At 63.7% G+C, this 23,580-nt stretch carries 22 protein-coding genes and 1 tRNA gene; 13 read left to right on the forward strand and 10 right to left on the reverse strand.

Annotated elements, in window-relative coordinates; genetic code table 11:
• Positions 1–200 precede the first annotated feature (200 nt).
• The 3 genes from HSEST_RS08055 (at position 201) to HSEST_RS14655 (ending at position 2,068) form a co-directional block, all read left to right on the forward strand.
• The gene (locus HSEST_RS08055; protein ID WP_229120401.1) at positions 201–1,163 is read left to right on the forward strand and encodes a transcriptional regulator; all 963 of its coding nucleotides are present in this window, start codon (positions 201–203) and stop codon (positions 1,161–1,163) included.
• A gap of 69 nt (positions 1,164–1,232) precedes the next feature.
• The gene (locus HSEST_RS08060) at positions 1,233–1,811 is read left to right on the forward strand and encodes a DUF7090 family protein (RefSeq protein ID WP_229120402.1); all 579 of its coding nucleotides are present in this window, start codon (positions 1,233–1,235) and stop codon (positions 1,809–1,811) included.
• A gap of 98 nt (positions 1,812–1,909) precedes the next feature.
• Entirely contained in the window at positions 1,910–2,068 is a 159-nt protein-coding gene (locus tag HSEST_RS14655; RefSeq protein ID WP_418886509.1) for a DUF7563 family protein, read from the forward strand.
• A gap of 32 nt (positions 2,069–2,100) precedes the next feature.
• Here HSEST_RS14655 and glmM read toward each other — a convergent pair whose 3' ends face one another.
• The 7 genes from glmM to HSEST_RS08095 all read right to left on the reverse strand — a co-directional run bounded on the left by glmM (position 2,101) and on the right by HSEST_RS08095 (position 11,056).
• A complete protein-coding gene (gene glmM / locus HSEST_RS08065) occupies positions 2,101–3,423 on the reverse strand; it encodes a phosphoglucosamine mutase (RefSeq protein WP_229120403.1) in 1,323 nt (440 codons plus the stop codon).
• Between the two features lie 41 nt (positions 3,424–3,464).
• Entirely contained in the window at positions 3,465–4,817 is a 1,353-nt protein-coding gene (locus tag HSEST_RS08070; protein WP_229120404.1) for an ABC transporter permease, read from the reverse strand.
• The gene (locus HSEST_RS08075; protein ID WP_229120405.1) at positions 4,814–5,524 is read right to left on the reverse strand and encodes an ABC transporter ATP-binding protein; all 711 of its coding nucleotides are present in this window, start codon (positions 5,522–5,524) and stop codon (positions 4,814–4,816) included. The genes HSEST_RS08070 and HSEST_RS08075 overlap by 4 nt, the downstream gene beginning before the upstream one ends.
• A gap of 234 nt (positions 5,525–5,758) precedes the next feature.
• Positions 5,759–7,159 carry an ATP-binding protein gene (locus HSEST_RS08080; RefSeq protein WP_229120406.1) on the reverse strand — a complete coding sequence of 467 codons (1,401 nt, stop codon included), beginning with the start codon at positions 7,157–7,159 and terminating at the stop codon, positions 5,759–5,761.
• Between the two features lie 547 nt (positions 7,160–7,706).
• A tRNA-Phe gene (locus HSEST_RS08085) sits at positions 7,707–7,780 on the reverse strand.
• 88 nt (positions 7,781–7,868) lie between these two features.
• The gene (locus HSEST_RS08090; protein ID WP_229120407.1) at positions 7,869–9,578 is read right to left on the reverse strand and encodes a radical SAM protein; all 1,710 of its coding nucleotides are present in this window, start codon (positions 9,576–9,578) and stop codon (positions 7,869–7,871) included.
• A 152-nt stretch (positions 9,579–9,730) separates the two neighbouring features.
• A complete protein-coding gene (locus HSEST_RS08095) occupies positions 9,731–11,056 on the reverse strand; it encodes an ATP-binding protein (protein ID WP_229120408.1) in 1,326 nt (441 codons plus the stop codon).
• 167 nt (positions 11,057–11,223) lie between these two features.
• On the opposite strand from HSEST_RS08095, the gene HSEST_RS08100 reads away from it, so the two are divergent.
• Positions 11,224–13,305 (forward strand): DEAD/DEAH box helicase, encoded by a 2,082-nt coding sequence (locus HSEST_RS08100; protein ID WP_229120409.1) that lies wholly within the window; start codon positions 11,224–11,226, stop codon positions 13,303–13,305.
• 12 nt (positions 13,306–13,317) lie between these two features.
• On the opposite strand, the gene HSEST_RS08105 is transcribed toward HSEST_RS08100, so the two are convergent.
• Positions 13,318–13,584 (reverse strand): thioredoxin family protein, encoded by a 267-nt coding sequence (locus HSEST_RS08105; RefSeq protein ID WP_229120410.1) that lies wholly within the window; start codon positions 13,582–13,584, stop codon positions 13,318–13,320.
• Between the two features lie 229 nt (positions 13,585–13,813).
• On the opposite strand from HSEST_RS08105, the gene gfcR reads away from it, so the two are divergent.
• Positions 13,814–14,434, forward strand: a complete 621-nt coding sequence (gfcR, locus tag HSEST_RS08110) for a transcriptional regulator GfcR (protein WP_229120411.1) — start codon at positions 13,814–13,816, stop codon at positions 14,432–14,434.
• Positions 14,435–14,439: 5 nt separating this feature from the next.
• Here the strand turns inward: gfcR and HSEST_RS08115 are convergent, their stop codons facing one another.
• The gene (locus tag HSEST_RS08115) at positions 14,440–16,140 is read right to left on the reverse strand and encodes a glycoside hydrolase family 13 protein (RefSeq protein WP_229120412.1); all 1,701 of its coding nucleotides are present in this window, start codon (positions 16,138–16,140) and stop codon (positions 14,440–14,442) included.
• 123 nt (positions 16,141–16,263) lie between these two features.
• Between HSEST_RS08115 and HSEST_RS08120 the strand changes: the two genes are divergently transcribed.
• The 5 genes from HSEST_RS08120 to hemH all read left to right on the forward strand — a co-directional run bounded on the left by HSEST_RS08120 (position 16,264) and on the right by hemH (position 19,958).
• Positions 16,264–16,560, forward strand: a complete 297-nt coding sequence (locus tag HSEST_RS08120) for a hypothetical protein (RefSeq protein ID WP_229120413.1) — start codon at positions 16,264–16,266, stop codon at positions 16,558–16,560.
• A gap of 62 nt (positions 16,561–16,622) precedes the next feature.
• Entirely contained in the window at positions 16,623–17,186 is a 564-nt protein-coding gene (locus HSEST_RS08125; RefSeq protein WP_229120414.1) for a DUF420 domain-containing protein, read from the forward strand.
• A 78-nt stretch (positions 17,187–17,264) separates the two neighbouring features.
• Positions 17,265–18,431, forward strand: coding sequence for a thiolase domain-containing protein (locus tag HSEST_RS08130; RefSeq protein WP_229120415.1), 1,167 nt, complete (start codon positions 17,265–17,267; stop codon positions 18,429–18,431).
• Complete coding sequence (locus HSEST_RS08135; RefSeq protein WP_229120416.1) at positions 18,428–18,814, forward strand: Zn-ribbon domain-containing OB-fold protein; 387 nt, start codon at positions 18,428–18,430, stop codon at positions 18,812–18,814. Before HSEST_RS08130 ends, HSEST_RS08135 begins: the two co-directional genes overlap by 4 nt.
• Before the next feature lie 73 nt (positions 18,815–18,887).
• Positions 18,888–19,958, forward strand: a complete 1,071-nt coding sequence (hemH, locus tag HSEST_RS08140; protein ID WP_229120417.1) for a ferrochelatase — start codon at positions 18,888–18,890, stop codon at positions 19,956–19,958.
• 246 nt (positions 19,959–20,204) lie between these two features.
• On the opposite strand, the gene hemE is transcribed toward hemH, so the two are convergent.
• Positions 20,205–21,212: a uroporphyrinogen decarboxylase gene (hemE, locus tag HSEST_RS08145; RefSeq protein ID WP_229120418.1), complete on the reverse strand. Its 1,008-nt coding sequence runs from the start codon at positions 21,210–21,212 to the stop codon at positions 20,205–20,207.
• A 175-nt stretch (positions 21,213–21,387) separates the two neighbouring features.
• On the opposite strand from hemE, the gene HSEST_RS08150 reads away from it, so the two are divergent.
• From HSEST_RS08150 to cmk, 3 genes are read left to right on the forward strand one after another with little or no spacing between them, the layout of a single operon-like run.
• Positions 21,388–22,035, forward strand: coding sequence for an adenylate kinase (locus HSEST_RS08150; RefSeq protein WP_229120419.1), 648 nt, complete (start codon positions 21,388–21,390; stop codon positions 22,033–22,035).
• A gap of 27 nt (positions 22,036–22,062) precedes the next feature.
• A complete protein-coding gene (locus HSEST_RS08155) occupies positions 22,063–22,944 on the forward strand; it encodes a DUF106 domain-containing protein (RefSeq protein ID WP_229120420.1) in 882 nt (293 codons plus the stop codon).
• Positions 22,945–23,001: 57 nt separating this feature from the next.
• Positions 23,002–23,580 (forward strand): (d)CMP kinase, encoded by a 579-nt coding sequence (gene cmk / locus HSEST_RS08160; RefSeq protein ID WP_229120421.1) that lies wholly within the window; start codon positions 23,002–23,004, stop codon positions 23,578–23,580.

The following is a 23,580-nucleotide window of genomic DNA, read 5'->3' on the forward strand; positions in this document are numbered from 1 at the left end:
GGGATACCCGTCTTGCTACGAAACGCTACAGAACTGTCTCCGTGTCTCTTTGCTGGCGGGAAGCACCGCCGGCGGTTCGATCTACGAGCACTTCTATATCAATCACGGGGGAACCTTCGTGGAAAACCGCAATACGACGCTTCTCCGCCTGCCGCAAACCATATATGCGATGAACTACTTACGTCTAGTTCGAGATACCGATGTCCCGATCCGCACTGGTCGAGAACGTGATCGCGATGTTAGAGGACGCGGGGTTCCTCGTCAGCGACCGGTGTGCGATCCGCCCGAAGAGTTTCGACGTGGCCGCCCGGCGCGGGCGAGACACTGTCCTGGTGAAGATCCTCGGCAACATCGACGCGTTCGACGGCCGGACCGGCGCGGAGATGCGCCGGCTCGGGGAGTACCTCCGGGCGACGCCGATCGTCATCGGGCTGCGCACCCGTGACGAGGATCTCAAGCCGGGCGTGGTCTACTTCCGCCACGGGGTCCCCGTCCTCTCGCCGGACACCGCGATGGACCTGTTCGTCGAGGAAGTCCCGCCGCTGATCTACGCCGCTCCCGGCGGGCTGTACGTCAACATCGACAGCAAGATCCTCGAGGACGTCCGCCAGGAGCGCGAGTGGAGCCTCGGCAAGCTCGCCAAGGAGCTCGGCGTCTCCCGGCGCACCGTCTCGAAGTACGAAGACGGCATGGACGCAAGCGTGGATGTCGCCGCCAAACTTGAGGAGCTGTTCGACGCGCCGTTGACCTCGCCGGTCGAGGTGCTCGACGGAGCGGACGAGATCCGCGACGACGAACCCACGCCGGACGATCCCGAAGTGAATCCCGAAGACGAACCGATCGTTACCGTGCTCACGCGCGTCGGCTTCGACGTGCATCCGACCGAGCGTGCGCCGTTCAAAACGGTCAGTGAGAACGAGCAACGCCGCCAGCAGATGCTGACCGGCCACTCGGAGTTCACCGAAACCGCCGAGAAACGCGCTCGAATTATGTCTTCGGTCGGGGAAGTGACCGGGACCACGTCCGTCTACGTCGTCGAGCGGGCGACCCGAGAAGCCGTCGAGGGGACGGCACTCATCGAGGAATCGGAGATGGAAGCGATCGACGACGCCGACGAGCTCCGGGACCTCATCCGCGAGCGCGCCGACGGATCGGCCGACTAGTGGCTAGGGCCGGCTCAGTCCGATTCTTCCCGACAGCATTAATACCGCTTGCGCCACTTTCACAGCCACATGGAGTATACGCTCGCGATCGAGAACACACCGGAGACAGTATCAGGCGGGACCGGCATCCTGCTCGTCCATCCCAGTACCGGCGAAACCGATCGGATCGATACGGAATTTCTCGGTACCGACACCGACCGCATGCTGATAATCTCGACGCGAACGAGCGCCCGGGAGGTCGAGCAGAAACTCGAACACTACGCTGTCGACGAATCGAAGGCAACGATTCTCGATACGCTGTCGGTCGAACGGGGCTACACCCGTCGCAAGACCGACCACGTCCAGTACGTCACCGCGCCGGACAACCTCGACGAGATCGTCGACCAGACCCGTCAGTTCCTCGAAGAAACCGACGGCAAGCGCCGTATCTCGGTCGACTCCGTCACCGAGATGGCCTACTACGCCGACGAGGACAGCGCCCGCGACGCCGTCGAATCCCTGCTCGACCTGCTCGCGGAACACGACGCCGTCGGACTGTTCCACCTGGCTAAAAGCGTCCACGATGAGGACGTACTCGCTAGCTATCGCGACCTGTTCGACGGGACGATCGATCTCGCGGAAGACGGCACTGTGACCACGTCGTTCTGAGGGCAACTGGCCGCCGGCCCACTGCACGAACCGGCAATCCGTGCCCCGTTGTAGCACATCACCAATGATTAAGGTGGATGAGACCAAGACAAGGGTGTATGCCGGAATGCCAGAACTGTGGCTCATTTGTAACGGCGGCCTACGCGCGTGTGTTCACGCCGAACGGGATCGAGAATCCGAGAGTGTGCCCGCAATGTGAGGACAAGATCCGCGACGGTGCGGACGTCCGCGAAGCCCGCTCGACGCGTCGCGGATAACCCGTCTCGAATCGCCACCGAACGCCTCTTTCCTACGTTTTCGTCGTCGCGTCCCTGGCGTCCTCGACTATCGATTTTGCCTCGGTGAGATACGTCCGTGCTTGCTCGCTGTCACGCGCTTCCGCGGTCACACGAACGAGCGGCTGCGTACCGCTCGCCCGGATCAAAAACCAGCCGTCCGCCAGTGCGACCCGGACACCGTCCAGCGTCATCACGTCGTCGTACGCCTCGGTGACCGATTCGGTAACTCGTTCCATCACGGCAGTCTTCTCAGACACGTCGAGGCTCTCGCGTTCGATCGGATAGGTCTCGATGTCGGCGACGCGCGCGTCGAGCGATCGCTCGCCCGCCAGCGCGGCCAGTTTCGCGGCCGCCAGCGGACCGTCGGGGCACAGCGTCGCCTCTGGCCAGATCCACGCGCCCGAGGGCTCGCCGCCGAAAGCCACATCCGGTTCGGTGACCCGCTCGGCGACGTAGACATCCCCGACTCTCGTCCGCGTAACCGCGACGTCGATCGCCGCGAGGTGGTCGTCGACGGCCATGCTCGTGTCGACGGGGACAGCGACGCGCTGGCCCGGTTCGGCCGCTTCCCGGGCGAGTATCGCCAGGAGCACGTCCCCCGAAACGAACTCGCCGTCGCCGGTCACGGCCCGCATTCGGTCGGCGTCGCCGTCGTGGGCGATCCCCAGGTCGGCGTCGCTCGCGCCAACGAGTTCCGCCAGCGACTCGCAGTGCTCTGCCGTGGGCTCGCTCGGACGGCCGGGGAACGACCCGTCCGGCTGGGCGTTCAGCGTCTCGACCGAGCAGCCAAGCGCCTGCAGGGTATCGACGCTGACGCCGCCGGCCCCGTTTCCGAGATCGACGACAATCGACGGTGGGTCTTCGATGTCGACGGCGTCGGCGATCGCTTCGACGTGGCGCTGTCGGGCAGTAGCCGTCTCGCGAGCGCCGAGTTCGTCCCACGGCCGGAGATCGACTTCCTCGGAGTCGATCCGTTCGGCGATCCGGTCCTGCATGGCGTCGTCGAACGCCTGCCCCGAGGGTTGCCACAGCTTGATTCCGTTGTCCGGCGCGGGGTTGTGACTGGCCGTGATCGCGACGCCGGCGTCGGCGTCCTCCCAGGCGACTGCGCGGGCGATTGTCGGGGTCGCAGCCACTCCCAGCTCGAGCACGTCCGTGCCGGATTCCCGGAGCCCCGCGGTAAGGGCGTCCGTGAGGAACTGTCCGCTCTCGCGGGGGTCACGGCCGACGACGACGCGGTCGGTCTCGACGCCAAGGGCGCGGCCGACCGACAGTGCCAGCCCGGCTGTCACGTCTTTGCCGACTGGACCGCGAATCCCACTGGTTCCGAACATACTCGTCTCGGCGCGCGGCAGCGAGAAAAATGGGACGGTCCTCACTCGTACCGCAATGCGTCGATCGGATCGGTCCGAGAGGCATTCCAGGCCGGGTACAGGCCGGCAAGCACGCCAACGGCGATCCCGACGACGATCGCGAGCGCCGTCCAGCCAACCGGGAACACCCACGGGATCCCGATATATCCCGCGACGACGTATCCGGCGAGCAGCCCCAGCGCAGTGCCGAGGATCGCCCCGAGGACACCAAGGATGACCGCCTCGACGATGAACAGTTCCAGGATGTCCCGACGCTGGGCGCCGACGGCTTTCATGATCCCGATCTCACGGGTCCGCTCGGTGACCGAGACCAGCATGATGTTGGCGATACCGATCGACCCGACCAGAAGCGAGATGCCCGCGATCCCGACGATGAAGTCCTGCAGGAGATCTAACACGTCTTCGAGTTGGCTGATCAACTCGGCGCTGGTCTTGAGCTGAAAGGCCAGCCCTTCGGATCGATCGCTAGCGTCGGATTCGGCGCTGTCGAGGTACGCTTCGGTCTCGGTTTTCACCCGCTCGATGTCCGCATCGCTTTTCGAGGGGGCTTCGACGACCAGCGCGATGTGACGCGAACTCTCGCCGGGAGTTGACTGGCCTAGCAGACCACTGAGCTCCCCGGAGAGATTCGACTGGTTCGATATCTCTCTATCACCCAGTAACTCTGAGAGCTCTTCGTCAGATAGGTTGAGTTCGGTCTGTGTATCCGCGTTCTCAGTCAGGTCCGCTGGGACGTACAGCCGCGGAGAGGGAGCGAACCCCTCGAACGCACTCATACTTTCGGAGTCTTCCAGGATCCCCGTCACGGTGACGTCGATCTGTACCCCCTGGAAGATACCCAGCGTCAGCGTATCGCCGACGGAGACGTTCCCGTCGAACAGGCCGGCCATCGCCGGGTTGATCACCGCCTGGGCCTCCCCGCGCTCGAATCTCTCACCCTCGGCGAAATCCTCGGCATCGAAATAGCCGGGGCCGGTCCCGACGAACCCGCCGTCTCTGGGGACGGTGTCCCCGGCGTACGTGACCGACTGTCCGGGGATGCGGGTGTACACGTAGGCATCGTCCACCCCCGAGAGATTCGCGACCTCGCTCGCGTCGCGCTGGGTGAACACCGGCTGTGCGCCCGCCAGCGGCCCCTGCCCGCTGTCTTCGGGCGGGGCCGCCCAGACGTAGACGTTCTGCTGGTCGTCGGGGCTGATGTCGCCGACGATCTCGTCCTGGAGTCCGGTTCCGAGTGTGACGAACGTGATGACGGCGGCGATCCCGATGATCACTCCAAGTGTCGTCAGCGTCGACCGGAGTTTGTGCCCTCTGATCGACCGCCAGGAGATCCGCAGACTCTCCAGGGGATTCATCGGCCGACCTCCGATAGCTCCTCCACGCGCTCGATCTCGCCGTCCAGCAAGTGGACGATCCGTTCGGCGTGTTCGGCGATCGGCCGCTCGTGGGTCACCATCAGGATCGTATTCCCCTGCTCGTAGAGTTCCTCAAACAGCCCCATGATCCGTTCGCCGGTCTCGGTGTCGAGGTTGCCAGTCGGTTCGTCGGCCAACAGCAGCGCCGGATCGTTCACGAGCGCCCGGGCGATGGCGACCCGCTGGCGCTGTCCACCGGAGAGTTCGTTCGGTCGGTGATCGAGACGGTCGCCCAGTCCGACCGAATCGAGGACCTCGGCTGCCCGCTGTCGGCGCTCGCTCCGACCGACCCCGCGGAAGACCATCGGGAGGGCGACGTTCTCCCGGGCGGTCAGCCGCGGCATGAGGTTGAACGTCTGGAAAACGAACCCGATATCCTCACCGCGGATTCGCGTCCGCTCGCGGTCGCTCACGGCCGTCACGTCCTGGTCGTCGATCGTGATCGTCCCCGCTGTCGGCGTATCCAGACAGCCGACCAGATTCATCAGCGTCGATTTACCCGACCCGCTCGGACCCATGACCGCAGTGTACGAGCCCGTCGGGATCTCGAGGGAGACCCCATCGAGCGCGTGGACAGGCTCGCCGAGCTGGTAGGTCTTTCTGACCCCCGACAGCGATACAGCTGCCGACCCGCGTTCCGTTGCCATACTTTCATTCAGGGATGGACCGTCAAAAGCACGTCGCGGTCTGGGATAGTCGAACCGCTTGAGTTGATCGTGGCTCCAGAAGCAACCGCATTTATTTATATAAATTTACTTATAATAAAAGGAAGTCAACGATATCCAGTTCTGGCGCGCGCTCAACGACCTCGAAGATCGATACAATGCCTGATGCCACACGACATCACACCACTGCCGAGCATACTTGAAGGCACTTCGTCGTCACCCATCGATACCGCCCGGCACGATGTCGCTGGGTGTGAACAGTAACACGTCGTCACGTTCCGCAGCCACCTGTTGCAGGCCATCGGAAAACCCGGAGCGACAGAAACAACAGTACTGCTCCGTCTGATTGCTTTCGTTGGATGGCGTCCACTGGACCTCCGATGCTGTCCGTTCGAGGTCGGCCAGGTCGCCTTCGGTCATCTCTCGGCTGGTGTACTTGCACTCTCCTGCGACGAGTGTCCCGTCGCTCGCGAGCCCCACGACATCGAGTTCGTGCTGCTTGTGCCACCAGTAGCCGATGCCATGGTACGTCTTTGGAACCAGCGATGGGAGCACATTCTGACAGACGCGCTCGAACATCGTCCCCATATAGTCGGTGAAGGTCGGTTCGACCATTTGCTCGTAGGCGTCGTCGCCGAGCTGGACGAGTTCTCCCTGCTGGCCGTAGACGTACCGGAACCAGAACCGGAACAGCGGTTCCTTCAGCCGGTAGCGGCTCTTCCGCGTCGAGTTGGGATCGGCGGTCACGGGTATGTCCCGTTCGACGAGCCTGAGACGCCGGAGCTTCGAGAGGTACGAACCCAGCGCGTTGGAGTCGATACCAGCGAACCCGGCGATCTCGTTTGCCGCGCGTTTCCCGGTCGCGATTGCCCGGAGAATCGTGTAGTACGTCTGTGGCTCGCGGATACCGAACTCGGTCCGTAAGAGGAACTCCGGTTCGTTGTGGAGGACGCCGTGCTCCGAGAGTACCTGTGACTGGACGTTCTCGGCCAGCGAGCGGGACGGGTCGAGGGCCTGAAGATAGTATGGCGTCCCGCCGAAGACACTCCAGGCCTGGATGACCTCGTCCGGGCCGTCACCGGGGTAGAACTGCTGTGCATCCGTGAGATCGAGTGGTGGCAGGTCGAGGGTCGCCGTCCGGCGGCCGTACAGCGGACTCCCTCCGCTGAGAACCTTGTCTTCCATAATGCTGATCGACGAGCCGACAAGCACGAGTGTCGTGTCCGTCTCCGCAAGATGCGTGTCCCAGACGCGCTGTATCTTCGACGGGAGCGCATCGTCCGATTCGACGAGATAGGGGAACTCGTCTAGGACGACGATTGCGTCTTCGCGGCCGAGTGCCCGGAGCAGGGCTTCCCAGTCGCGCTGGATGTCCCCCAGTAATGGAAATGTCTCGCTGGCCGTGTCGACGAAGTTAGCGAGTTGTGCGGCCGCAGTCTCCTCGGTTGCCTGCCAGTATATCGCATTCTCCCGGTCCCGAACTGCTTCGCGCACGAGTGCACTCTTGCCGAGGCGTCGTCGTCCGTAGATTACGAGCAGTTCGGCACTATCGCTCTCGAACCGCGAATTCAGCAATTCGAGTTCGTCCTCGCGGTCGACGAAACGCTGGTTGGTCATAGCCCCTGTTCCACCCCAACGAATATTATCCTTCCGATTATCTTAATCCCGATTTTACTAATCGAGATTTTATAACTCGGGCCAAGAAGTCTCAGATCTCAGAGTCGAGATCACAGTCATGGTATCGACGGCGGTTCACGGTTACACCGTTCGCCGACCGCGGCGCTTCGCGCCGCTCACCGCTCACCGCTCGTCTTCCGAGCCCTCGCTCGCTGCGCTCGCGAGGAGGGGGACAGCTCGATTTGTTGCGGCGAAGACGAGCATACGGCGAGCGAAGCGAGCCGTTTCACTGCTGACGAGCGAAGCGAGTCAGCAGGTGTTTTTCCCCACGTTTTTGCAAGGAGTGGTTCCCGCAGCGAGCGGAGCGAGCGAGGAAACCCGACGCAGCAAAAAGTGGTATGCCGCCTCCCCGATTTGAACCCGCCGAGACGGTCCTGCTCGCTCCGCTGCGCGGGCGTGCGACTCGTCTGCTCAAATCGGCTCGGATATGATTTCGCGGCCGACGGCTCACTCGCTACGCTCGTTCGCGTTGTCGGCCGCAGAAACATGCCGCCTCCCCGATTTGAACGGGGGACAGCTCGATCTTCAGTCGAGTGCTCTCCCAGTCTGAGCTAAGGCGGCGCGCACTCCTACCTGGGAGGGACCCAGAAAAAAGGATTTCGAATGACGGCCGTCGTCCTGACACTTATCTCACATTCGAAGCAGCCGATCACTCGGCGCGCTCGGCGACCGCGAACTTCGAGAGGTCGGCGGCCGCGATCTCCTCGACACTGTCGTAGGGGCGATCGACCACGATGTTGCCGGCGCGCTGGCGACCCAGCTCCGGCAGCGCCTGCAGTTCGTCCATCGACGCCGAGTTCACGTCCAGCGGGTACGGCACGCCGGTCACCGAGCGATAGCCGTGGTCGGTCACTGCGACGTCGATCGTCGCGCCGAGCTCGCGCTCGCCGGGCACCGCGACCAGCAGCGGGTAGGTCCCCAGTTGGCGGCCGAAGGTCTTGCCGTCCTGGTGGTATTCGAGGTGGACATCCTCGAGGATCGTCCCCGGTGGCGCGAGACGCTGTAACATCGGGTTGTCGATCTCCTCGCGGACCTCCCGCTTGTACTGTTTGAACAGCTGCTTGTGATCGGCGGCGATCTCGGCGCCGGTGTCGGCCATCTCGGTCCCTTCGAAGGCCATGACCTGCCGGATGTTGACCCGTCGGAGCAACAGTCCCTCGTCGTAGACGCGCTGGAGGAATCGCTTGTTGTGCTCGAAGGTCTCCCTGCGCTCACCTTTGAGCCCGTGGACGAGGTTGATCCCCGGCAACAGCTTCGGCAGGCGCGGGGCGGCCTCGTCGCCGAAAGTGGGTGCGTGGGCGGGATCCTCGCCCGGTCGCCAGCCGGCCTCCTCGTTAACGATCCGCACGGCTTCCAGACACTCCTCGGCGGTGACGTTGAGGTTGTTGTCGCTCTGGACCTGCGGATCCGCGGATTCGAGCCCGAACGCGGCCGTGTCGCCCGGCGTGTTGTGCTCGGCGATGATCCGGATCCCCTCGCGAGCTTTTTCGGGCCACTTGACAACAGTGATCGGATTCATGTTGTCCAGGTGGAGCGTCTCCAGGTCCGGGGCGACTTCACGGATGCCCCGATAGAGCGACCGGAGCGCGTCGGGATTGGGTTTCTCGCCGTCGCCGCCGTAGGCCAGGATGTCGGCCTGGCGGCCGAGCCGGAAGTGCCTGACGCCGTGCTCGGAGAGGGCGTCGACCTCGTCGACGACGCTCTCGGGCGGCCGAAAGTCGGGATCGCCGTACATCGGCTCCGTGCAGAACGAACACCGGTAGGGACAGCCCCGCGAGGTCTCCAGTTCGGCGAGCAGGTACTCCGGGTGGTTGGGGTGCTGCTCGACCACGAACGCGCCCTTGCGCGCCCATCGCGTCTCCTCGGGGACGCCACGATAGCGCGGTTCGAACCCCTCCAGTCCGTTCTCGACGAGGTCGAAGACCGCGGCTTCGATGTCCGCGCCAGCCACGAAATCGAAGTCCAGATCGTCTCGTTCAGTCTCGCTCGCGCCGGCGTTCTCCTCGCCGACGCCAAACCGGATCGGGCCGCCCATGATCGACGTGCCATCGGCCGTCCAGGCGATCTTTCGAACCTCGTCTGGTTCGGCGGGCGTCCCCCCGACGTAGTTGCCGGGGACTGTCATCCCACCGACGTAGACGGTCAGATCGGCGTCAGCGACATCTCGCCAGCGCGCGTTCTCCTCGCGGAGCGCGTCGATCGTGTAGTAGGTGACGTGATCGCGCGGAACGCCAGCGTCGACCAGCGCGCCGGCGACGTACCGCGGATAGGTAGAGATGTATGGGGGGACGCCGAAGTGTGCGGGCTCGTCGACGTAGCCGTCGACGATGGTCACCTCAAGCGTAGCGGGATCGGTCATTGGGCGTCTTTCGCGCTCGACGATGAAAACGATGTCTCATAGTGATTACTGTAAGTCCCTTCCGGGTCAACCGCACGAAGTAGTGCGGTCGTACCGGTGAATCGTTACAGTAATCACTATCACTCGCCCTGGAGCGAGTTCGTGGCGGCCGATCAGTGTTCGTGCTCGTGGCTGTCACCGCCGGGCGTGCCACCCGCAACCAGCGCGTCGTGGTCGCCCTCGATCATGTCGAGGTTCTTGAGGTTGTCACGCTCCTCGAAGTTCGCGATCGCATCTTCGAGATCCTGCTGGGTAAGCGTCGTCCGCTCTTCGGTCAGGGCATCGAGTACTGCTTCCCGGAGGACGAGCCGCAGATCGCTGCCGGTCAGCCCCTCGGTCATCTCCGCGAGCTGGCCGGGATCGAAGTCGACGATCTCCATTTCGCGGGTGACGACCCGGAGGATGTCCGCGCGCATGCCCCGGTCGGGCTTGGGGAAGTTGACGATCTCGTCGAAGCGCCGCCAGGCCGCTGCGTCGAGCTGGTCGGGGTGGTTCGTCGCACCGATAAGCAAAACCTCGTCGTCGATCAGGCTCACCTCGTCGATTGATTTGAGCAGGGTGTTCACCGCACGCTTGATCGCGGCGTGCTCGTCGCTAGCCCGGGTCTTGGCGACGAAGTCGAATTCGTCCATAAAGAGGATGCACGGCGAGAGGCGCTTTGCGACCTCGAAGACCTTCTCGACGTTCTTGGCAGTCTCCCCGAGGTACTGGGAGGTGATCATCGAGAGCTTCACCTCGACGAAGGGGAGGTCCAGATCGTGCGCCAGCGCCCGGGCGACGCTGGTCTTGCCGGTCCCCGGCGGCCCGACGAACAGGAGCTTCCCGATCTCGCGAAGTCCGATCTGTGCGAGGTAGTCGCGGTGCTCGATCGCCTTGACGAGCTTGTTGATCTCGTCCTCTTGATCGGACGTGAGCACCAACTCGTCCAGTCGCATCTCGACCTCCTCGGGGGCACGCACGTCGACGAGATCGAGCATCTCCTCTTCGTCCTCGTCGTCGAAGTACTCCTTGAGCATCGAGTCGATCCAGACCCGGTCGGCCCTGAGGGGACGGTTGTTCTCCCGGGCGCGCTCGTGGGAGACTTCCTCGAACTCGTCTTCGTACTCGAAGGCGAGAACGGGATTCGCGGCGAGGTCCGTGGCTTCGACCCGGTCGAGGAACCACTCCTCGGCCATCCCCCGATCGGTGAACGTCAGCGACCCGTCGAAGTCGTCGTGGTCGGTGAACATCAGCCCGGAGATGGCGTCCCAGGGCCGCTCGATGCCGGTCGCCTCGCGGGCGGTATCGACGGTCGGCGTGAGCGGACGCTCGATCGTGCCGTCGCTCCAGAACACTCCCCGGACGTCCGGCGGCAGGTCGTCCGGTTCCAGATCGCGATTGTCCGTGTAGACTGTCGCCGTCAGCACAAACTCGATGACGTCACGTGCCGCGTTGCTCATTCCTCGAGACATTGATTCGGGAGAACAATAAGCCGTCCGAAGTGCGATCGTGCTGCCGGCTGTGCTATCCTGTGTCGTTGAGACATTGCCGAGCGCCCACACGAAGCAACTGTTGTTACCGATTCGACTCCGAACTCCTCAAATAACTCCACCGCGTACAAGGTGGCGTGTCACAGCAGGTCGCCCAGGTGGATACGCTGTTCCTTCACGAGCAGGGTGAGAACGTTCGCGTCGCCGTCCAGCGCGAGGGCAGCCGCGTGCTCGACGCGATTCTCGAACTCAAAGAGACCAGTGCCGGTCCGCGTCCGGCACGGTTGCGAGTCAAAAAGGGGTCGAGCGAGGAACCACGCAGCCCCGACCAGTTCGTCGAACTCGCCCGCCAGGCGACCCGCATTCGCATCTCCGAGCAGACCTCCGAGCGCGGTCGGGACCGACTCAGGGAGATGCTCCAGGCCTACCAGCTCGATGCGAGGGTCGTCCGGACCTGCCGGTACTGTGCCTCCGCAGGCCAGTACTCGCCGATCACGAGTGAGACGGCAATCCTGGCCGACGACGAGTACATCTGCCCGGACTGCGCGATCGAGGAGTTAGAGCGCGAGCTGGCTTATCACGGCGACGTGACCGGCAGCGCTCGCGACCGACTCGAAGAACTGCTGCTGGACGTGCAGGACCTCGACCGGATCACGAACCTGCTGGCGGGTGATCTCGACCCCGAGCTCACGAAGTTCGACGAGATCTCCGCGACCCTTGATGAGGTCGATCCCGTCCCGACCGACTCGCTTTCTCTCCACCCGGGGATCCAGAACAAGCTCGAAGACCGATTCGATACCTTGCTGCCGGTCCAGAGTCTCGCCGTCGAGAACGGCGTGACGCAGGGCCAGGATCAACTCGTCGTCTCGGCCACCGCGACCGGGAAGACGCTGGTCGGCGAGATGGCCGGCATCGACCGCGTCCTCAACGGCAAGGGCAAGATGCTGTTTCTCGTCCCGCTGGTGGCGCTGGCCAACCAGAAGTACAACGACTTCCAGGAGGAGTACGGCGACATCGTCGACGTGACGCTGCGGGTCGGGTCGAGCCGGATCGGCGGCGACGACAACCGGTTCGATCCGAGCGCGGACGTGATCGTCGGCACCTACGAGGGGGTCGACCACGCACTGCGGACCGGCAAGGACCTCGGGACGATCGGGACGGTCGTCATCGACGAGGTCCACACCCTCGGGGAAGGCGAGCGCGGCCACCGGCTGGACGGGTTAATCTCACGACTGAAGTACTACTGCGAGGTCGACCGGACCGTCGCCCAGCGATACGACGGCCGTCCGGGCGCCCACGACGCCGGCGACACCCAATGGATCTATCTGTCGGCAACGGTCGGAAACACCTCCGAACTGGCCGAGAAGCTGAGCGCCCAGCTCATCGAGTTCGAGGAACGACCGGTCCCGATCGAGCGCCACGTGACCTTCGCCGACGGCTACGAGAAGCTCGATCTGGAGGACAAGCTCGTCAAGCGCGCGTTCGACACCAAGTCCTCGAAGGGCTACCGCGGGCAGACGATCATCTTCACTAACTCCCGGCGGCGGTGTCACGAAATTTCCCGGAAATTGCAGTACTCTTCGGCGCCGTATCACGCCGGGCTGGACAACAAGCGACGCAAGCGCGTCGAACAGCAGTTCGCCGACCAGGACCTCGCGGCGGTCGTGACTACCGCCGCGCTCGCAGCCGGGGTCGATTTCCCAGCCTCACAGGTCATCTTCGATTCGCTGGCGATGGGCATCGAGTGGCTGACCGTCCAGGAGTTCCACCAGATGCTCGGCCGCGCTGGCCGACCGGATTACCACGACAAGGGGACGGTCTACCTGCTCGTCGAGCCCGACGGGGCGTATCACAACAGTCAGGAGATGACCGAAGACGAGGTGGCATTCAAGCTCCTGAAAGGCGAGATGGAGTCGGTGATGACCCGCTACGACGAGAACGCGGCCGTCGAGGAGACCCTCGCGAACCTCGTCGTGGCGGGATCGGAGGCGAAGCGACTCAACGCCCGGATGCTCGGCGAGATCCCGACCAAACACGCGATCGGGAAGCTCCTCGAGTACGAGTTTATCGACGGCCTCGAACTGACCGATCTCGGCCGGGCGGTCTGTCGACACTTCCTGTCGCCGACGGAGGCGTTCCTGATTCTGGATCAGATCCGCAAGGGGGCCGACCCGTACGAAACCATCGCGGAACTGGAACTGCACGAAGAAGAGCTGTGAAGGGCGGTATTTTCAAGCGCCGGCTTCTTGCAGCGCGTCCTCGAGATCGTCAGCCTGCGTGACGCCGATGAAGCGGTCGACGACGCCGTCGTCGTTCTCGACGATGAGCGTCGGGAGCGAGCGTACCTGATACTCGTTGGCGATGTCCTGTCGCTCGTCGACGTCGATCCGTTCGAACTCGACGTCGGGATAGTCCTCTTCGAGGTCCTTGATAATCGGTTCTTGCGTCTTGCAGGGCCCACACCAGTCAGCCTGGAAATCCATGAGCGTCACCGTCATGTATCCTGCCAGTAGTTGCCGAGGAATTCAGATAAGGGTTTCCATAGTCGCGGTCTGTCGCCTCGATCGCGGACGGCCCACACCTAGCGTGGTCGCATCGACCGTAGAGCGGCCAGTCCGTTGGACGTGTCGATCGTAGAGCGGCCAGTCCGTCGGACGTGTTCGTGAACCGTGCCCGCGAACGCAGATCACAGGTGGTTTTATTCCCGGCGCCCGAACGGGCCGACGAATGAAGTCCACCGACGAACTCATCGACAGTGCGGGTGAGCTGACGGAACGCGGTCTCTCGAAGGGCGAGATCGCCGACGAACTGAACGTCTCCAGGGAGACAGCGAGCTGGCTCGTCGATCAGAGCGGCGAAGGGACCGACGAACTGGCCGGATCGGCCAGTCCGTCGGATGTCCACGTCGACTGGAGCGCGATCGGTCGCGACAGCAACCGCCTGACTCACGTCGGGATCGCGATGGCGGACCTGCTGGGTGACAAAAGTGATGCCGTCGACCTGACGGTTGGGGTCGGCAAGTCCGGCGGTCCGCTGGCGACGGTCATCAGCCGGGAACTGGATACCGATCTCAGCGTGTACCTGCCGAGCAAATACCAGTGGAACGACGAGGGTGGGGGCGGTTCGGGTTCGTTTTCGCGGAACTTCGCGTCGATCCGTGACCGGCAATGTTACGTCGTCGACGACAACATCGACACCGGTCAGACGATGACCGAGACGATCGAGCACGTTCGCAACCGTGGCGGTGACGTTGAGGCAGCAGTCGTACTCACTGACAAACACGGCGAAGACGAACTCCTCGGCGTCCCGGTGTACTCGCTGATCGAGATCGTCCAGATGCGGGATTGAGGCCGCTACGCGAGACGGAAGACACGCGCCTCGTAGGGGCGCAGCGCAAGCGCGCCGAGGTCGGTTCCGGGGTCGTCGTAGTTACAGGCGAGTATCGACGTGACTTCTCCGGCATCGGAGAGATCGACCCGTGACGTGCGCCCGGCCCAGTTGAGCGCGACGAGCAGCCGTTCGTCGCCGAGCGATCGCTCGAAGGCCCACACGCGCGGGTGATCGTCGGTCAACAGGTCGTAGACGCCGTAGACCAGCGCCTCCTCGTTGTGGCGTAGCTCGATCAGATCCTGGTAGTACGAAAGCACCGAGTCCGTCCGGTCGCGCTGGTCGGCGACGTTGATCTCCTCGCTGGCTGGATTGACCGGGATCCACGGTTCACCGTCGGTGAACCCGCCAGCCGCGTCGCCGGACCACTGGATCGGCGTGCGAGCGTTGTCCCGCGAGCGGTAGCGGACGACGTCGGCCACGTCGGCGAACTCCTCGGCACTATCCTCCTCGAAGGCCAGTTCGACGCGGTTCGTCGCGTCGGCGTCGCGCATTTCCTCGCGCGAGGACCAGGGGTAGTTGGTCATCCCGATCTCGTCGCCCTGGAAGCAGAACGGCGTGGCCGGGAATGTCAACAGCAGGGTTCCGAGCATCGTCGCCGACTCGTAATGGTAGCGGTCGTCGTTGCCGAACCGCGAGACGATCCGCGGCGTGTCGTGAGTCCCCAGGTAGACCGTGTTCCAGGCGTCGGTCACCTCCAACTGCTGAACCCACTTCGTCAGCGCCTCCCGGATCTCCGAGACCTCCCAGTCGACGATGTCCCACCAGCCCCCGTCGCCGTAATCGAGCATTGTATGGTCGTAGTGATAGACCATGTTCAGCCCGTCGCCGGACGGGCCACAGTACCGCTTGGCCGCCCGCGGCGTGATGTCCATCCCTTCCCCGACGGTCATCACGTCGTACGCCGAAAGTACGTCGTCGTAGAGGCCGCCGACGTATTCGTGAATGCGGGGCCCGTCCGAGAAGTGTTCCATGCCGATCCAGCCGCCGTCGGGGTCACCGTCGGGATACCCCTCTGGCTTGGACATGACGTTGAATACGTCGAAGCGGAACCCGTCGATTCCCTTCTCGAGCCAGAACTCGACGACGTCGTGCATCTCCCGGCGTACCTCGGGGTTGCGCCAGTTCAGGTCGGGCTGTTTCTCGTGGAAGAGATGGAGATACCACGCTTCCCGCGTGTCATCGTACGTCCAGGCCGGGCCGCCGAACCCGGAGGTCCAGTTGTTCGGGGGCTGGTCGGGATCGCCCTCGACCCAGTGATAGTAGTCCTCGTAGCCGTCCTCCTCGCGGCGGGACTTCCGGAACCACTCGTGTTCGTCGGAGGTGTGGTTCAAGACCATGTCCAGGATGAGCCGGATATCGCGGTCGTGCAACTCCGACAGGAGTCGATCGAAGTCGTCCATGTCGCCAAACGCGTCGAGAATCGACCGATAGTTCCGGATGTCGTAGCCGTTGTCCGCGTGTGGGGAGTCGTACGGCGGCGTCATCCAGATGACGTCAATTCCCAACTCGTCGAGATAGTCGGCCTTCTCGATGACCCCAGGGATGTCACCGATCCCGTCGCCGTCGCTGTCGTTGAAGCTCTGCGGGTAGATCTCGTACACGACTGCTTCTTTCCACCAGGCGGGTTCGCCGTTGCCGATCGTCTCGGTGTCTGCGGGACACATGTTAGCACCGACTCGGCGGTAGGCCAAAAGAGTCCGGGCATCCTCAGCCGCGTTGATTGTCACATGTGACCGACCACCATAGTTATACTCTGCCAATCCAAAAGGAATATCGACTGCTGATCGATGGGACGAGACGGTCTCAAGCGTCGGCTCTGGGAGTGGCTCGTAGCTGTGCATTCCGACGTACGGGTTGCAGCGTTCCTGCAGGCGCTCGCAATCGTCGGGATATACGGCGGCCTTGCCGCGTTCGTCGTCGGCGTCAACCCATTTGTCACGCCGCACGTGGCGCGAGCGACTACCTACAGCGGCAACACGATCGGATTGATCGGTATGGCCGGGCTCTTGATACACGTCTGGAGCCTCGTGTACTACTTTGCGACCAGACCGAGACACCTCGACGACGACCTGATACGGTACTAATTGTCCCTGCGATCGGCAACGGATACGGAATTGACTTACCGCGTCACGACAACGACACGCCAATGCAACGGACGTTCCGTCGGCACGTTCCACTGATCACCACTCTGTTGACGGTCGTGTCGCTTGTAGTCGTCATCGCGGCGGTCAGGCAGCTCGTTCCCGAGGCGGTGCTCCCGCCGCTACCGGACGGTGTTCTCCACGCGATCCCCCACGCGAACGCGGCGATCAGCGCGCTGGCGATCGGGACGATCGTGTATGGCTGGCGGTCGATTCGAGACGGGCGGATCGAGCGCCACCGCCGGGCGATGGGCGCGAGTTTCCTCCTGTTTCTTGCCTTTCTCGGTCTGTATCTCCTCCGAGTGGCGATCGAGGGGCCGACCACGTTCGACGGCCCGGAGGCGCTGAAGCTGTGGGTCTACTATCCGGTGCTCGGCATCCACATACTGCTGGCGATCGTCTGTCTGCCGCTGGTGTACTACGTGCTGTTGCTCGCGGCGACGCACGAGCCGTCCGAACTCGGCGAGACGGCCCACCCACGGGTCGGCCGCGTCGCCGCGGGTCTGTGGCTGATCTCGTTCGCGCTGGGTATCGTCGTCTATCTGCTGCTGTACGTCCTCCCGATCTAGCGGTGTCGCCGGCGACCGGGCACGCGATAACTGAAGTTATATCACTGGGTAGGCCCTGTCATTACACGGAGGATTCACATGGCATCCGCACACATCGCTGGGGTCGGCATGACCGAGTTCGGGGAGTTCCCCGAGCGGACCGGTCGCGACCTCTTCGGCGAAGCTGGGGACACCGCTATCGAAGACGCCGGGATCGACCGCGAGGCGATCGACGCGCTGTACGTCGGGAACTTCATGGGCGAGCTCTCGGAGAACCAGGGTCATATGGGGCCGCTGATGGCCAAGGCTGTCGGAATCGACGCGCCCGCCACACGGGTCGAGAGCGCGTGTGCGTCAGGCGGGATGGCCGTCCGGCAGGCGGTCAAGGACGTCCGCAACGGCGAGGCGGACGTCGTACTGGTCGGCGGCGTCGAGCGCATGCACAACATGGGTACTGCCGGCGCGACGGGCGGCCTGTCGGTCGCGGCGGACGACCTCTGGGAGATCCGTCAGGGGATCACGTTCCCGGGTGCGTACGCGCTGATGGCACAGCGGTACTTCGCGGTCCACGGCGGCGACCGCGAGGACCTGGCCCACGTCGCCGTCAAGAACCACGCGAACGCCGCGAACAACCCGCTCGCACAGTACCAGACCGAGATCTCCATCGAGAAGGTGCTTGACGCCCCACCAGTCGCGACACCGATGGGGCTGTTCGACTCCTCGCCGATCACCGACGGCGCGGCCGCGACGGTGCTGGTCAGCGAGGCGTACGCCGAGGAACACGGTCTGGAGACGCCGGTCGCGATCACCGGGAGTGGCCAGGGGACCGACAACCTCTCGCTGGCCGAGCGAGATTCGATGGTCCAGACGCCCGCAACCGAGGACGCGGGTCAGGAAGCCTACGAGGATGCCGGCATCTCCAAAGATGACGTCGACTTCCTCGAGGTCCACGACTGTTTCACGATCGCCGAGGTGCTCGCGATCGAAGGGCTGGGCTTCTACGAGGAAGGCGAGGGCGTCACCGCCGCTCGGGCGGGCGAGACGACCGCCGACGGAGAGCTGCCGGTCAATCTCTCCGGCGGGCTGAAGGCCAAGGGCCATCCGGTCGGTGCGACCGGCGTCGCCCAGATCACGGAGATGACCAAGCTGTTCCGTGGTGACCACGTCAACAGCGACGCGGTCGAGGACGCCGCGGTCGGGCTGACCCACAACGCCGGTGGGACGGTCGCCTCTGCAGTCGTCCACGTCCTGGAGGTGGCAGAATGAGCGACGACGAAATTCACAACGACGGCTACGATCAGGCGCTCGATGCGATCGAAAACGGCGAGCCGTACGCACTGGAGTGTCCGGACGGCCACCAGTCGATGCCGCCGCGCCGGGTCTGTCCCGAGTGTGGCTCCGGGGACCTTGAGGAAGTCGAGATCCCGACCACGGGCGAATTGCTGACCTACAACGTTACTCACGTCCCGACGCCGGACTTCGCGGACGACGTGCCGTACGTCCTCGGAATCGCCGAGTTCGACGACGTTCGGCTGACCGGCCGCGTGCAGGCCGACGCCGACGAGGTGGACGTCGGCACGTCGGTCGAGGTCGGTCTGGGCGAATCCGAGACGACCGAGCGGCCGCTGGTCGTCTTCGAGTTGGCGTAGGCGCCGTCCGCCGACCGTTTTCTCTGTCGCCGCAACCCGGGGGTCTATTTATCACCGGCCGTAAGGCCCGACCATGTCGACAGGTGTGGTCCTGCTGAACTTCGGCGAACCGCCGACGGCCGACCGCGAGGTCGTCGTCGACTACCTCGAACGCATCTTCTACTCGAATATGGACATCGAGGAGGACCCGGATCTCACCCCGGAAGCCGCACACAAACGCGCCGGCAAACTCGCGGAACGCCGCGCGCCCGGGTTGATCGAGGAGTACGAGGAGATCGGCGGCGGCTCACCGCTCAACGACCAGGCCAGCGCGCAGGCTGACGCCCTGGAGACTGAGCTTCGAAACCGCGGCTACGACGTTGCGACATACTCCGGGATGCTCTATACGGAGCCGTTCACCGACGAGGCCGCCGAACGGGCCGTCGCTGACGGCCACGACGAGGTGCTCGGGCTGCCGATCTATCCCCTGTGTGGCCCCTCGACGACGAACCTCTCGCTGGATCACCTGTCTGCGGGGCTCGATGAGGCCGGGTTCGACGGCGAGTTGCACGAGGTCAGCGGCTGGCATCGGCATCCGACCTACAACCGCCTGCGCGCCGAGAACATCCGCGAGTACGCCGATAGCGAGGGGGTCGATCTCCACGACGAGGACACTGTCCTGTTCTTTTCGGCCCACGGGACGCCCCGGTACTATCTGGACGAGGGGAGTCGCTACGATCGGTACGTCGACGAGTGGTGTGCCGGCATGGCCGGTATCCTGGGGGTCGAGGACTACGAACTGGGCTTTCAGAATCACGACAACCGCAGCGAGGTCGTCTGGACCGAACCAGACGTCGAGGAGGCGATCGAGAGTCTCGACGCCGAGCAGGTCGTCGTCGAGCCGGTCAGCTTCATGCACGAGCAAAGCGAGACCCTTTCGGAACTGGACATCGAACTCCGCGAGGAGGCCGAGGAAGCCGGGCTGGAGGAGTTCTACCGCGTCCCGATTCCCCACGACGACGACCGGTTCCCGTCGGTGCTGGCGGATCTGGCAGAGCCGTTTCTCGCCGACTTCGATCCGGGCTACTTCCAGTTCCGGCAGTGTCACTGCCGGGACAAGCCGGGCACGATGTGTCTGAACGCCCCAGATCCGGACTGGGACTGAGAACCACTTTTTATTCCGTCGGGTTTCCTCGGGTTTCGGCCCTGCGGGAACCTCTCCTCGCAAAAACGTCCTCAGAAATCGGAGATTTCTGATGGGCTGCGTCAGAGCTTCGCTCTGACGAACGTGGGGAAAAACGACCTCGACCGCACTACCTCGCGGCTCCGCTGCTCGGCTTTCCGCGGTCGCGAGGCGACCGCACTACCGTTCGGTCGAGTGAAACGGCTCCCTGCGGTCGCCGTATGCAGGTCACCACCGGAAGTTCTTCGCCGTCTCGACGAACGTCTGAACGCTCTCGACTGGCGTCTCCCGATCGACGCCGTGGCCGAGATTCAGCACGTGGCCCTGTGGGCCAGCCGCCTCGATGATCTCCCGCGTCCGTTCCCGGATTGTCTCACGGTCGGCGAACAGCACGGACGGGTCGAGGTTCCCCTGTACGCCCAGGTCGTCGAGCTGGGCCCGTGCATCGCCCATCTCGACCGTCCAGTCGAGGCCGACCACGTCGGGATCGGCCGCGGCCAGTTGCCCGAGCCGCCCGTTCATGTTCCGGACGAACAGGATCGTCGGCGCATCTACTGCGTCGATGATCTCCCGATGGCGCGGCACGATGTGTCGCTCGTAGTCGGCCGGCGGAAGGACGCCAGCGTAGGTGTCGAACACCTGCACGACATCGGCTCCGTGGGCGACCTGATACTGCAGGAAATCGGCGACGGCGGCCGTGAAGTGATCGAGCAGTCGCTCGAACGCCCCAGGGTGTTCGAGCCGGAATCGTCGTGCAGGCAGGTGGTTGCGCGAGGGCTCGCCGGCGATCGCATACGAGGCCAGGGTGAACGGGCCGCCGGCGAAGCCGATCAGCGACGTTCGATCGCCGACGCGATCGTCGAGGCGGTCCAGCAGTTCGCCGACGTACGCAAGGCGCTCGGAGATCGGCTCGCGGGACCGGTCGGTATCCTCCGGGCGCGAGACCGGATTCTCGATCACCGGACCGACGCCGGATTCGATGTGGTAGTCGAACCCCAGTGGCTCGAGGATCGTCAGGATATCCGAGAACATCACGAGCCCGTCGGGACGATACCGCTCCCACGGCAGCATCGTGATCCGTTCGGCCACCGCCGGGTCGGTGACGGCTTCGACGAACGAGTGGTTCTCGCGGATCTCTCTGTACTCCGGGATGTGCCGGCCGGCCTGACGCATCAACCAGACCGGGGGCCGTTCGGTCCGCTCGCCGCGGGCCGCGCGAACGAGGAGATCACTCATCGGGCTCGCTTGGTGGCCGACCCGTTAATAGTGCACGTTGTCGGCCCGTCCGGTGCCGGCTGTCGCGCTCTTGGCGCTTTTTGTCATCCAGTTGTTTCGCCACCGATCGATCGTCGTCGTCGGGCGGCGCGACAGTTTGGACAACCATTTATACGCCGGGCCGAAAGCGGCCGGTATGAGCAATCCGCGAATTCTTCTGCTCGGACCGCCGGGCGCTGGCAAAGGGACACAGTCGAGCAACATCGTCGAGGCGTTCGGTGTCGAACACGTCACGACGGGTGACGCGCTTCGGTCGAACAAGGAGATGGACATCTCCGATATGGACACGAAGTACGACACCCCTGGCGAGTATATGGATCGGGGCGAACTCGTTCCCGACGCCGTGGTCAACGCGATCGTCGAGGAGGCGCTCACCACCGCTGACGGGTTCGTGCTCGACGGGTACCCGCGCAACCTCGAGCAGGCCGAGGAACTCGAAGGGATGACGGATCTCGACGCGATCCTCTCGCTGTCGGTCGGCGAGGAGGAACTGGTCGATCGACTTACCGGGCGACGCGTCTGTGACGACTGCGGAACGAACTACCACGTCGAGTTCAACCAACCCGAAGCGGACGGCGTCTGCGACGAGTGTGGCGGCGAGTTGGTCCAGCGTGAGGACGACACCGAAGAGTCGGTCCGAAATCGGCTCGAGGTGTTCGAGGACAACACCGCGCCGGTGATCGATCACTACCGCGACCACGAGGGCTTCGTCGAGATCGACGGCGAGGGGACTCCCGACGAGGTCTGGACGGAACTCAAGGCCGCGATCGAACGCAAAGCCTGATTTAGACTGGAGCATTAGAGATCCACAATGGCACGCACGGCACAGAAGGTCGAATCCCTCGTCGCTGAGGACGCCAGTATGGAGTCGTCCATCGAGACCGTCCTCGAAACGGCCGAGGACGACGGCGTCGTCAGATGGAGCGACGTCAGCCACGAGCTCACGAGCGGCCAGTGGGGGCGTCTCATCGAGAAGGGAATACTCGTCGATGCCGATGGAGACGGGTTCGTCATCGACGATCCCGATGGCGTCAGAGAGGCACTCGAAGACGCCGAGCCACCGGACGAAGACGACAGCGGCTGGTCGAGCTGGGACAAGCTCGCACTCGTCGGTTCGCTGTCGCTGTTCGTCGGCTACTGGCAGCCGTCGATCCGCAACCAGATCGGCAACGCGATCGACATCTTGCTCGGCCCGCTCGATGCTGTCCTGCCGTTCTATCTCGTCATTCTGGTCCTCGCCGTGCTCACCGGGCTGTGGTCGACGCTGCTACAGGATCGGCTGACGAACCTCGAAGGGATGAGCGACTACCAGTCGAAACAGGAGGAGCTTCGCGAACGCGAGGAGAAAGCCAAAGAGCGCGACGACGAGGAAGCCCTCGAGGAGATCCGCCAGGAGCAGATGGAGATGATGACCGATCAGTTCGGAATGATGAAACAGCAGTTCCGCTCGATGCCCTGGATTATGCTGTTGACTATCCCCGTGTTCCTATGGGTCTACTGGCAGGTCCTCGGCGTGGGCGTCGGTAGTGGCAGCAGTTCCGTCATCGTTATGCCGTTGATCGGCGAGGTAAGCAGCTGGCAGGCCGGCATCATCGGGCCCATGCAGGCGTGGATTTTCTGGTATATCCTGTGCTCGATGAGCCTCTCGCAGTTCCTGCGCAAATCACTGAACGTTCAGACGTCGCCGACGTAACGCTTCTTTCCGCTTCCGAGACGCAATCTCTTTGAATCACACACCCGGAGTAGGGATATGTTGATCACCGTCTCCGGCCCGGCCGGCAGCGGCAAGAGTACGCTCGCCGAGAGTCTCGCTGATGCGCTGGATTACGAGCACGTTTCCGGTGGGGACATCTTCCGAGATCTCGCCGAAGAGCGCGGTATGACGCCGCTGGAGTTGAACAAACAGGCCGAGGAAGACGAGGATATCGACCGGGATCTGGACCGTCGACTTCGCGATATCGCTCGCAAGCGCGACGAGGTCGTTCTCGAATCCCGGTTGGCGGGTTGGATGGCCGGCGACTACGCCGACCTGAAGGTCTGGCTGTCCGCACCGCTGGAGATCCGAGCCGAGCGGATCTCTCAGCGGGAGAACAAACCCATCGAGCAGGCCCGCGAGGAAACCCGCGAACGCGGCGAGAGCGAGGCCCACCGGTACAACGAGTACTACAACATCGACTTCGACGATCTGTCGATCTACGATCTGTCGATCAACACCGCACGCTGGGGGCCCCAAGGCGTGCTCAGCCTGACACTGCACGCCGTCCAGTCCTACAAGGAAACCGGTGACGAGGGGAAGACACCGATCACCGACGTCGAGTACGATCTCTGA

Origin of the sequence: Halapricum desulfuricans (assembly GCF_017094465.1) — an archaeon.
Taxonomy (GTDB): Archaea; Halobacteriota; Halobacteria; order Halobacteriales; family Haloarculaceae; genus Halapricum.